The 11,537-nt window shown below is 66.3% G+C and carries 12 protein-coding genes; all 12 read left to right on the top strand.

Annotation, left to right across the window (positions count from 1 at the left end; translation table 11 throughout):
- The first annotated feature begins 70 nt into the window (after positions 1-70).
- The 12 genes from R0D99_RS01460 (at position 71) to R0D99_RS01405 (ending at position 11,534) form a co-directional block, all read left to right on the top strand.
- Positions 71-352, top strand: a complete 282-nt coding sequence (locus tag R0D99_RS01460) for a hypothetical protein (protein ID WP_317749653.1) — start codon at positions 71-73, stop codon at positions 350-352.
- A 128-nt stretch (positions 353-480) separates the two neighbouring features.
- Positions 481-870, top strand: a complete 390-nt coding sequence (locus R0D99_RS01455) for a DUF2190 family protein (RefSeq protein WP_317749652.1) — start codon at positions 481-483, stop codon at positions 868-870.
- 5 nt (positions 871-875) lie between these two features.
- On the top strand, positions 876-1,355 hold the full coding sequence (locus R0D99_RS01450; RefSeq protein WP_317749651.1) for a DUF1320 domain-containing protein: 480 nt from the start codon (positions 876-878) through the stop codon (positions 1,353-1,355).
- Positions 1,352-1,825, top strand: coding sequence for a hypothetical protein (locus R0D99_RS01445; RefSeq protein ID WP_317749650.1), 474 nt, complete (start codon positions 1,352-1,354; stop codon positions 1,823-1,825). Before R0D99_RS01450 ends, R0D99_RS01445 begins: the two co-directional genes overlap by 4 nt.
- 12 nt (positions 1,826-1,837) lie before the next feature.
- Positions 1,838-2,605, top strand: a complete 768-nt coding sequence (locus R0D99_RS01440; protein WP_317749649.1) for a hypothetical protein — start codon at positions 1,838-1,840, stop codon at positions 2,603-2,605.
- Between the two features lie 186 nt (positions 2,606-2,791).
- The gene (locus R0D99_RS01435; protein WP_317749648.1) at positions 2,792-5,626 is read left to right on the top strand and encodes a tape measure protein; all 2,835 of its coding nucleotides are present in this window, start codon (positions 2,792-2,794) and stop codon (positions 5,624-5,626) included.
- Positions 5,626-6,027, top strand: a complete 402-nt coding sequence (locus tag R0D99_RS01430) for a hypothetical protein (RefSeq protein ID WP_317749647.1) — start codon at positions 5,626-5,628, stop codon at positions 6,025-6,027. The genes R0D99_RS01435 and R0D99_RS01430 overlap by 1 nt, the downstream gene beginning before the upstream one ends.
- Positions 6,028-6,030: 3 nt before the next feature.
- Complete coding sequence (locus R0D99_RS01425) at positions 6,031-7,731, top strand: hypothetical protein (protein ID WP_317749646.1); 1,701 nt, start codon at positions 6,031-6,033, stop codon at positions 7,729-7,731.
- 13 nt (positions 7,732-7,744) lie between these two features.
- Positions 7,745-9,661 (top strand): hypothetical protein, encoded by a 1,917-nt coding sequence (locus R0D99_RS01420; RefSeq protein WP_317749645.1) that lies wholly within the window; start codon positions 7,745-7,747, stop codon positions 9,659-9,661.
- 3 nt (positions 9,662-9,664) lie between these two features.
- On the top strand, positions 9,665-10,840 hold the full coding sequence (locus tag R0D99_RS01415) for a hypothetical protein (protein ID WP_317749644.1): 1,176 nt from the start codon (positions 9,665-9,667) through the stop codon (positions 10,838-10,840).
- A complete protein-coding gene (locus R0D99_RS01410; RefSeq protein WP_317749643.1) occupies positions 10,837-11,154 on the top strand; it encodes a hypothetical protein in 318 nt (105 codons plus the stop codon). The genes R0D99_RS01415 and R0D99_RS01410 overlap by 4 nt, the downstream gene beginning before the upstream one ends.
- Entirely contained in the window at positions 11,151-11,534 is a 384-nt protein-coding gene (locus R0D99_RS01405) for a hypothetical protein (protein ID WP_317749642.1), read from the top strand. Before R0D99_RS01410 ends, R0D99_RS01405 begins: the two co-directional genes overlap by 4 nt.
- Positions 11,535-11,537 lie beyond the last annotated feature (3 nt).

Here is an 11,537-nt window from a genome sequence, read left to right as displayed (position 1 = left end):
TGTAGTAGCCGACCAGTCCCCGGCGGCGTTGTCCGGCGGGGCCTCGAGGCCCCAACTCGAAAGAACCGACATGAGCAAGACCCGCATCGTCATCACGGCCCTCGTGGCCATCGCCTTCATCAACAGCGAGGGTGAGCGCATCGTTATCGATCCTGGCAAACCCGCGCCGCCACTGAGCGATGCGGACAAGGCCGCGCTGCTGGAGGCCAAGGCCATCCGAATCGAGGAAGAGCGCGACACGGCAGCTGCTGCGCCGAGCGCAGACGCCCCAGCGGCTACCGCGACCGCGGCAGCCGATGCAGGTGCCGCGGCGCCGGAACCCGCGCCACCGCCGGGTAAGCGCAAGACCTGAGAGCCCCCCCTTTGTCTCCTGGCCGCCTTCGGGCGTGCCATTCGCCCACCCGCCCTTCGGCCGGTGGGCCTTTTGGGTGAAAGCCAGGCGTTCCCGAGCCAGCAATCGACTTTCAACAGGAGAAAACCATGCCCCCCGCACAACCCGGCTACGGCCGCCAGTTCGACAAGCGCCACGCCATCACCTTGACGGCGACGGCCGCCATCACCAAGTACCGCTTTGTCAGCTATGACGGCACCCTGACGCCCACGTTGCCCAGCACCGGCCTGAAGGACGCGCTGGGTGTGGCCGAAGAAAACGCCGCCGTCGGCGAAGCCGTCAGCGTGGTCACCGACTTTTCCTACCTGGTCGAAGCCAGCGCCGCCATCGCGCTGGGCGACTACGTGAAGCCCGCCGCCGACGGCTCCGGCAAGGCCGCCGTCGGCGCGCTGGCCGACCACTGCGGCCGCGCCCTGGGCGTAGCCACGGCCGCCGGCCAGTTGGTCGAAGTGCAAATACTGCCGCACCGCCACGCCTGATCGCCATGATCTACGCCACGGTCCAGGACATGATCGACCGCTTTGGCGAGCCGGAGATGATCCAGCTCACCGACGCGGCCGACCAGGTCGAAGTCAAGGCTGCGCGCATCCAGCTCAAGCTGGACGATGCGCACGCCCTGGCCGACGGCCACCTGGGCCGGGTGTATGTGCTGCCGCTCGATGGGTGCGCCAAGCCGCGCGTGGGCGGCTGGGACTATGTCGCGCCGCCCCAGCTCACGCGCATCGTGTGCGATGTGGCGCGCTACTACCTGTACGACGACCTGGCGCCCGAAAGCGAGGTCTACCGCCGCTTCAAGCAGGCCACCACCGAACTGCAGGCCATTGCCGACGGCAAGGCCCGCCTGGTGTGCCCCTGGGGCGGCGATCCGGGCGCTCTGGCCGACCAAGGCCCGGCGTCGGGCGAGACCTGGCACACCTTTGCAGCGCGCCAGATCGGCGCTGACGTGGACGGGGGCTACCGATGAGCGCCGCCGACCTGAGCATCGAAGAGGTCAACGACTTCAGCCGCATCGAAGGCCACATCGTCGAGCTGCTGCAGCGCGCCTTTGCCGGGCAGACGCCCGCGGTGCATGTGCTGACGGCGGCCGAGCTGGCCGACGTGAAGGAGGCGGGCCAGCGCGTGCCGGCCATCCACGTCATCACCGATGGCTTCGACCCGCAGCCTGAACCCGACCCGCGACTGCTGCGCCTGGTGCACCGCTGGTACGTGGTGGCGGCCGTGCGCAACGTGGCTGACCAGCGCACGGGCGCCGCCGCGCGCCGTGCCGCTGGCCCGCTGCTGGCGCGCGCCATGTCGGCGCTGCTGGCAGAAAAGCTGCCCGGCGCCGCCAAGCCGATGACGGCCGCGCGCGCGCCCCGCGGCACCTTCAGCGCCGGCTATTTCTATCTGCCCTCGGCCTGGACGGTCGAGACCGTTTTCCGCAAGCAAATCTAACTGGAGCACCGCATGACCACCGCCGCCGACCTGATCAAGAAAACCTACCGCCCCAGCATGACCGTGGGCCAGGTGTACGCGCGTCCGTACGGCAGCACGGCGCCGCTGACCGAGATCGGCAACGTGCTGGAGCTGACGCTCGAGCACAAGGAAAACGTCATCAAGCAGGCCGACATGACCGTGCTGGGCGGCGGCACGCACGCCGAGGTGCGCCGCGTCGAAGACGTGTCGATCAGCATGAAGCTGGCCGACCTCAACATCACCAACCTGGCGCGCGCCACGCTGGGCACCGTGCAGGGCATCGACTCCGGCACCGTGACCGACGAGCCGCACACGCCCGTGGCCGGCGGCCTGCTGCGCCTGGCGCACATCGCGCCCACGGCGGTCGTCGTCAAGAAAGGCGCCGACGCGGCCAGCGCCACCGTGGTGGCATCGTCCAACACCTATGAGGCACGCGCCGAAGGCGTGTACGTGCTGCCTGGCGCCACCCTCGCCGCCGGCGAGAAGTGGTGGATCAGCTACAGCTATGGCGAGCAGGCCGTGATCGAGGCGCTGACCACCAAGGCGGCCGAACTGGAGCTGAGCTTCGGCGGCCTGAACGAAGCCGATGGTGGCCGCCCGTGCGTCGTCGACGTCTACCGTGTCAGCCAGTCGGTGTCGAAGCAGCTGGCGCTGATCAACGACAAGTTCGGCCAACTCGACGTTGCCGGCACGGTGCTGAAAGACCCGACCAAGACCGGCGTGGGCATCAGCCGGTTCTACCGCCAAACGGTGGCGTAACGGCGCGGCGCTACACGCGCCGCAGCACCCACAGGGCCAGCAACAGCGGGGGAACAACCACCCCCGCAGCCAACAGCAGCGGACTGCCCCGATACAGCCCGCCGCAGACCCCGAAAACCATCAACCAGAAGGCAAGGCCAGGCAGCGTAGGCGGGGAAGAGCTTGCGCGGTTCATGGCCATGGATCATGGCGGATAAGAGCGTCGACCTCAAGATCAGCGTCAACAACGCCCAGGCCAAGCAAGGTCTGGGCGAGGTCAAGGGCGCGCTCGATGCTGTCGCGGGCAAGCAGGCCGACGTCGGGCATGCCGCCCAGGAAGCAGGCGTGCGGGTTGGTGGCGCGGCGCAACAGCAGGCCGCCGCTGCAGGCCGCGTCGGCGGCGCCTGGCAGCGCGTCAAGGACGTCTTCAGCGGCTTCACGCCCGCCACGGTGGCCCTTGGCACCGCGCTGGGCAATGCAGTGGGCAGCATCGTCGGGCGGGCCGCCGACATCGCCCGTTCGTTCATCCAGGCCAACAACGAGATCGAGTCCACGCGCCGCGCGCTGACCGTGATCTACAAGGACGGCGCGCTTGCGCAGCAGCAGATCGACATGCTGCGCAAGTTGTCCAACGAAGCCGGCATCGAGTTCTCGGGTCTGACGGGCCACTACACGAGCTTCACGGCGGCGGCCACGGCAGCCAACATCCCGCTGTCGGTGCAGAACGAACTGTTCGCCTCGGTGACGCGCGCCGGCTCGGCGCTGGGCCTGAGCAGCGAAGCCAACGGTCGCGCGCTGCTGGCGCTGAGCCAGATGGCCAGCAAGGGCACGGTCTCCATGGAAGAGCTGCGCGGGCAACTGGGCGAATCGCTGCCCGGCGCGCTGTCTCTCGCGGCCAAAGGCCTGGGCCTGACCGAGACCGAGCTGATCAAGCTGGTCGAAAGCGGTGGCCTGGCCGCGCGCGACCTGTTCCCGGCGCTGGCGCAATCACTCAAGAGCATGGCCGGCGAGAACCAGACCGCATCCGCCGGCTGGGAGCGCCTGAAGAACGCCATCAACCAGATGTTTGTTGCCGTGGGCGATGGCGGTGGCATGACCGTGCTGATCGGCACCATTCGCGTGCTGGCGGGCCTGCTGGGCCTGGTGCTGGTGCCCCTGCAGGCCTTTGCCGAAGTGCTGTTCGGCCTGGGGCGCAGCGTGGGTGCGGCGGCCGCTGCCATCGCGATCCTGACGGATAAAGGCACCACGTGGGGCCAGAAGGCCGCCGCGCTGCGCGAGATCAATGACGATCTCTCCGGGAGCTTCGAGGCCGCGGGTGGGCGAATCCGCGCATCGCAGGACGCCTTCGTCGCTGTCGCCACCGGTGCCGACGGCGCGGCCAACAGCCTGGGCCGCGCGAAGGGCTCGGCCGACGCGACTTCGCAAGCGGCGTCCAACCTGGCCGCGACCTGGACGGCCACGGGCATGGTGATGGCGAAGGCGGCCGAAGATGCTGCGAAGCAGGTGACGAACTCGGAAAAGCGAGCGCAGGCCATCAAAGCAGAGAGCGACGCCATGGTGGTGCTGGCTCGGGTGCGCGGCAACGATCTCGAAATCGCAGGCGCCGAAGCCGCTGCCGCTCAAGCCAATGCCGAGGCGCTACGGGTCGTGGCAACCGCCAGAAGCACCGCACTGGAGATCGCGGAGGCCGAACTCACCGCCAAGAAGAACCTGATTGCCGGCAGTGCCGACGAACAAAAGGCACGGGCTGAGGACATCAAGACGCTGTCCGACAAGGTCGCCAAGCTCAAGGAAGAAGCCGGTGCCTCCGATCAAGCTGCGCTCGCGGCGCGGGCCGCGTCCGTCGCCGCGCTGGCGGCAGCCGAGGCCAAGCAGGACCACACCGGCAAAGTCGCCCAATTCACGAAGGAACTGCAGCAGGCACAGAAGGCGATGCTGGCCGCAGCACAACTCGACCAGAACGATAAAGCCAATGCCGAAAAGCTGCTGGCGGCCAAAGATCAGCTCACGCTGGCGCAGGCGCATCTCAACGACGCACTCGCCGATACGGTAGCGGCCAAGCGGGCCGATGCCGTCGCCGCCAAGGCACAAGCTGAATCGTCCATCACACTGCTCGAATCTCAAAAGCAAATGGCGGCGACCAGTGAGCAGGTCGCGCGGCTGATGGGCAACGAGGAAGCGGCCCGTCGCTACAAGATCGAGCAGCTGCAGATCGAGATCAGGATCACCATGGCCAAGGCAGACGCTCAGCGCGCCGAAGCCGAAGGGTCCATCGCCGTGGCGCGTGCCGCCATGGAAGAGCTGCGTGTCAAGGACCCGTTGAACACGGTCAAGCGCGCCGAGCTCGAGGCCAGCATCAAGGTGGCCGAGGCCAAGATCAGGGAGTCGGCCGCGATTCGCGATTCCGCGCGGTCGACAGAGATGGCCATCAGCAACATGCGCAACTTTGGCAACGAAGCGGGCGCGGCCGGTGACAAGAGCAAGGCGGCTACAGACAAGGCGAGCGAAGGCTGGAACGACGTGGCGGAAGCCGCGGATGGCGCCACCGCTTCCGCGCGCCGATACAAAGAGACTCTCGGCGATGGTGTCGAGCGCGTGGGCACGGATGGCTACCGCAACAAGGACGGCTGGGCCAGCGATGCCAAGGGCAACGCCATCGGCCAGACCAAGCAGTCCTGGCTCTCGATCTACAACCAGGTCAAGGGCATGGGCCTGACCGACGAGCAGGCCCGCGGCATTGCCGACAAGGCCTACCCGAACGGCAAATACTCGGCGCAGCTGCAGAACGAAAACTCCGCTGTCGGCAAGGAATCCGTTGACGTCACCGAGGCCGCGCGCCGCGCTGCCGAGAAGCTCATTCGAGAAGGCGGCAAGGGTGGCATGGGCAGCGGCACGTCGTCATCCAGCACCGCTCCGTCCAAGGTGGTGCGCATCGAGTTCGGCGGCCGAAACTACGACGTCGACACCACCACGTCCAGCGGCCAAACGGCGCTGGAGAACCTGCTGCGCGACATTGGCCGCGACAAGCGGAGGGCCGCCTGATGGCCATCACCCTCAGCCACAACGGCACCACGCTGGCGCTCAGCGACCGCTTGGTCTGGGCCGACGAACACACCTGGCACCCGGTGGCCATGGAGACCGCCACCGGCACGCGCGGAGACCTGATCGTGTGGGCACGTGCGCGCCAGGCCGGCCGCCCGATCACGCTCGAAGGTGAGCGCAGCGAGGCGTGGATGACGCTGGCCGAGGTTGAAGCCGTGAAGGCCTGGGCCGCTTTGCCTGCCGCGCAGTTCACCCTTCACATCCGTGGCACCGACTACGACGTGCTGTTCGATCACACCCAGGGCGCCGCCGTGCAGGCGCGCCCGCTGTGGGACCTGGCCGACGGCGAGCAGACGCCCGACATGCCGATGCGGCCCACCTTCAAGTTCATCGAGGTCTGACCCATGCCCTTGCAACAAGCCGACATGCGTTTCGCACGTGCCGTGAACATGGCAGACGTGCCGGAAGGCGGCGGGCCGCCGTCCGCGCAGCTACTGCCCGATGGCGCCAGCAACACCATCTTCCCTGACGTGCGGGAAGAAGATCGCGCCACCGGCCGCGTCGAAATCAAACAGGTGCATACGGTGTTGCGCAACACCGATACGGCGGCGCTGCTCGGCGCCAACGTCATCCTCGCGGACTTGCCCAACGACCCTAACGTGGACATCACACTGCTGTCCACCAAAAACCCCTTCGCCACGCGCGCCGACATCGTTGAGCGCATCGAAGGGAGCATGACCGCCAGCGTCGAGTTCGCTGGCTACCTGCTGGAGAACCACGGCGTCGGCCAACGCAGCCTGCAAATTTTTCAGCGTCCCGGCGCCGAGCCGCCCGGCATCGGCAAGGTGTACCTGCTGATCTACAACGAGGACAAGCCTGACGAGCGACGCCAGCGCGTGCGGGTGAAATCCATCGACACGCAGCAACGCATGGTGTCCGCGAACACCAACGGCGCGCTGATTGATTTCATGGGGCAGTTCACGACCGTTGAGTTGTTCGAGCCGCTGCGCTTCGCCTTTCCAGGGTCGTCGGCCAGCCGCTACTTTGCCCGCGACCCGCTCAAGACCGTGTTCCGCGAAACGGTGTATTCGGACAGCGGCATGTTCTACGGGGCATCGCGGCTGGCGGCGCCGGCCAGTGCGACCGACAGCACCCTGCAACTGGCGACGATCCATTCGCGCCTGTCCCCGAACAGCCGCACCGAGGCCATCAGCGTTGACCAGCGGCCCGCGTCGCAACGCACCGTACTGCTGACCGATGCGCCGCGGCGCGTGGAAGTGGGTGTGACGCCGCACACCCAGCGGGTGAAGATCGGCGTCGCCAACGTCGGCCAGTCGTATGTGTTCCAGTTGCGCCCGCTGCCGTCGCCCGGCACGGTGGTGATCACCTACTGGTCGATGGGACAGCGCTACACCGTGGTCGATGACGGCGCGGGGCAACTCACCGGCTCTGGCTCGGGGTTGATGAGCTACCTGACGGGCATCGTGCCGGCCACGTTGAAGGCGATGCCGGACATCGGAACCACTGTCTCGATTTCCTGGGGTGAAGCCCTCGCCTTCACCGACCGCCGCTCACAGGGCGCCAAGGTGCGGGCGCCTGAATTTGCGTTCTTGCTGGACGGCGCGGCCAACGACGGCACCGGCACGGAGCGCGTGGTGCCGGGCAGCGTGAGCCTGACCTACACCAGCGGCGGCATCCTTCGCACGATCACCGACAACTCGACCGGGCAGTTGCAGGGTGCCGGAACTGGCGTGATCGACTATCCGAGCCGCACCGTGCTGGTGAGGCCGCAGTACATGCCCGACTCCAGCGCGCAGTTCGACATCGCCTATCAACTGGATAGCGTGGTCACTGAAATCCTGACGGCCACATCCCCGGACGCGGGCGGCTACATCCCTATCACCCTTGCCCAACAGCCCGCAGCCGGCACGCTGCAACTGCAATGGGCCGTCGTGCGCAGCGTAAGCAAGACAAGTGGCGGCACGCTGACCACGATCAACGCCAGCAAGAACACCGACGTGACTTACAGCGTCCGCGGCGTGCCGGAAGTGTACGAACCCACGGCGACGGCGGGGGCCGGCGTCAACTGGCCGCGCGCTGGCTGACAGGAGCATTTGAATGGCTACCCGATTCGTTGACAAGCTGTTTACGGTGTCCAAGACGGCCGGCAGCAGCGCCACGCTGACCGAGGAAACCGGCACCACATCCGACAACAAGATCGTCACGGTAAAGACCGTGACGGACGACGGCGCCGGCAATCTGGGCGCCGGCCTCGGCACCGTTTCCTACGCCAGCAAGACAGCATCCTTGCGGGTGGTCGCGCTCGACCGCACCACCGAGGCATACCGCGCCGACCATGAGGATGCGGCCGAGTTCATCCACACGGTGACCGATAGCTCGGGGTCAACCGGCGGTGATAAGCGCCGGGGCGGCGAGTACGGCACCGCAAGCGTCAGTGAGGAGCTGCTTGCTGCCGCGTCGCTGGTGGCACGCTATCGCGTCGGGGTGTCGGTGCCCACCAACAAAACCATGACGTACACCCCCGACCGCGTGGTCATCGACCTGTGCCCCTACACCGCAGACGCAATCGTGCCGGGCAGCGTGCAGTTCGCATGGATGGGGCAGGTGTACCAGGACTTCGAGGGCGTGATCTATCGGGGTCGTACAGCCACGAACCCTGGCACTGTATCCGGCCAGTTGGACTACGCGAACGGTCAGGCCATCATGACCGATTGGGTGGTTGGCGGCAGCGGCCCGTCCGACTTCACGTTGCAAAGTCTGTACACCCGCAAGGGCCAGTGGAAAACCGCGTCGCTGTTTTTCAACACCATCGCTGCCCCACTGCGCCCCGGCCCTGGCGGCTTCGCGTTGAGCGTGGTTGATGCGGCCGGCAACGTGCTTACGGCGTCCGTCAATTCGCAGGGCGCCATCAGCGGTGATCACATGACAGGGGCTGTGCATTTCGCCACCGGCAGTGTCGAACTCCAGTTTGGCGACTTCGTGCTGGATAGCAGCCTGACTGCGGCCGAAAAGACGGAATGGTGGTATCGCGCCGCCGACGTGGGCGCGGTGCAGGCCAACAAAATCTGGCGTCCGTGGCCCGTTGACCCGACCACGCTGCGATACAGCATCGTGTCGTTCGTCTACCTGCCCATCGACGCCGAGTTGCTCGGCATCGACCCTACCGCTCTGCCTCCCGATGGCCGGGTGGTGGTGTTCCGTCCAGGCGAGTTGCTGGTCGCCGCAAAAACGATCAGCGGGCCGGCGTTCGCGCCCAGCGCGGGGCAAACCTACAACGTCGGCACCACGCGCCTGTCGCTGGTGCGCGTGCTCGGGCCGGACGGCGTAGCGGTCGAGGACGGTTACTCGGTGAACTTGAACGCAGGCACGGTGACGTTCGACAACATCACCGGCTGGCCGGCGCAAGTGACGGTGTACGCGCGGCAAGAGGTCTACCGACGCATCGCGGAAGTTCGTATCGACGGCACCGTGCGGTTGACGCAGCCGCTCGGGATCGAGTTGGGCGTCGCCGATGTGGTCAGCAGCGCCCTGCGCCAAGGCGACCTTTTCTCCCGCATCAGCCGCGTCTACGACCAGCAGACGTGGAACGGTACGACGTGGGCCAATGGCTTGAGCGGCGACGCGGCCGTGGGCACCTACAACACCGCGGCCAACCCCATCGAAATCAACAACCTCGGCGGCATCACCGAGCGGTGGGCGCTTCGCTTCCGCTCCGACGCCACCACGTTCGATCTGATCGGCCAGCATCTCGGCCAAGTCGCATCGGGCACCAAGAACGCGGATTTCAGCCCCATCAACCCCGCCAGCGGCGCACCGTACTTCACCGTGCGCGCGGCGGGTTGGGGTAACGGATGGGTCGCCGGCAACACCCTGTTCATCGACACGGTGGGCGCGAGTTTTCCCGTTGACGTGATCCGCAGCGTTCAGCCGAGCAGCCCCGGCGGCGGCAACTACAGCTTCCTGCTGGAGCAGCGAGGCGACGTAGACACCCCTCCTTCCAGCCCCTTTCAGTAAGTCATGGACACCTCTGTAAAACGCATCAACGATTCCATGCGCGGCTCACCCGTGTTCAACGGGGTCGCCGGCTCCCTGATCACGTTGCTGGACACCTTCCTCGTCGACGGATGGGGTTTGGCAACCGCCAACTCGCTCACGGTGTCGGGCGGTGTCGCCACCATCACTATGCCGGCTGGCAGCGACTTTGAAGATCACTGCGTTGTGGTGGTGTCGGGGGCTACGCCCGCATCGCTCAACGGCGAGCAGCGCATCACCACCACCAACGGCACGACGCTGACTTTCCCGACCTCCACGCCGGATGGCCCGGCCACAGGCGCCATTACCGTCAAGTACGCGCCGTGTGGGTGGATTAAGGTTTTCTCGGGCACCAACGTGGCGGTGTATCGCAGCCAGGACATCAGGACTAGCCGCCGATACCTGCGCGTGGACGACTCATCGGCTACAGACGCCAGGGTCGTCGGGTACAACACCATGACGGACGCCAACACTGGTGCAAACCCCTTCCCAACAGCCGCGCAAATCAATGGCGGGGGGTACTGGAGCAAGGTAGTGGCGGCGGGCACCACGGCACAGCGCTATGACCTCATCGGGGACGGCGGAATTTTTTACGTAGCCTTGGCGCACTTCTACAAATCCAACGGCAGTACCGATGCCGTGTCAGGGTCTTACGCGAAGCCGTTTGGCGCCCCGGTGCCCTTGGCCGCCAGCGACCCCTGGTGTACGGTGCTAGGCACAGGCAACGCCTCGGCCGGATTCAACAACCCCGCAGGCACTTTCATCGGCGGGCCGTATGGCGGCCTATACGTTGAGCGCTCCTTCGACGGGGCAACCATGTCATCGACGGCCGCCGCGGGAGGGGAAGGGCAGGACATTAACAACATTTCGGGGGCCGACAACAATGCGATGGGCGTGTTCCCTAATGCCATAGATGGGCGTCTACGCTTGAGCAGGTCACTGCTGCGTGTGAATACAACCGACCGCACGCCTCGCGCAGTCATGCCGGGGGTGTACACCGTGCCGCACACCAACAGTGTTTTGTCGTATTCCACGTTTCAGTCCCGCTGCACCGTACCCGGCACAGGCCCGCTTGCAGGCCGCAGACTAATGCTGCTTTGGTTTGGATCTTCTTCCCGCAGCGGAGCGGCCTTTTATGACATCACAGGGCCGTGGCGATGACCCATCTGCCTAACGTGGTGGTCGAACTCATCGGCGGCATCGTCCTACCTAACGACGCGCGGCGGGGATTCTCTGCTGTTGGAACGGTCGCCGATGTAGTGACGGTGAACGGACAGCCGCCCGCCCTGAGCTACCGGGTGCGCGCTATGCGCGAGTCGGATGGCGGGCTGGTCGCGGAAACATGGAGCGCTGCGGGCACAGGCGCGTACACGTTCACTGATCTTGATACATCCGAGCGGTACATCGCGGTCGCGCTCGACCACACCGGCACGCACAAGCCCGTTGCAGCCGGCCCCTTGGTGCCAATGCCATGAGCGCGTTGATCCCAACCACCGTCCACCGCACAGCCCGCAATCAGGCGAGCATTGATCTGGCGAATGCCGGCAGCGGTGCGCCTGCGATCAAACTTTTCACCGAGTACGGCGGCACGCTGCTGGCGGTGCGCAACTTGAAGCGGCCCTGCGGTGTGCTCAACGCGCAGGGCCGCATCGAACTGCGACAGGCTGACGCTGACGACTTGGTGGTTGCAGGCGGGTCGGCGACCTACGCAGAGTGGGTGTCCGGCGATGGAACGGTGCTTGGCTTCGGCGATGTGACCGATGCCACAGGGGCGGGGGTATTCCGCATCGCAGGCGGCACCTTGCTGATCCAGGGCGGAATTTTGCGGCTGTCCGAACCGGCTGTACTGGGATAGCAA

This window comes from Ottowia sp. SB7-C50 (assembly GCF_033110285.1).
Taxonomy (GTDB): Bacteria; Pseudomonadota; Gammaproteobacteria; order Burkholderiales; family Burkholderiaceae_C; genus Ottowia.
Note: the sequence above shows the minus strand (reverse complement) of the source record. Positions and strands in the feature narration are given on the sequence as shown.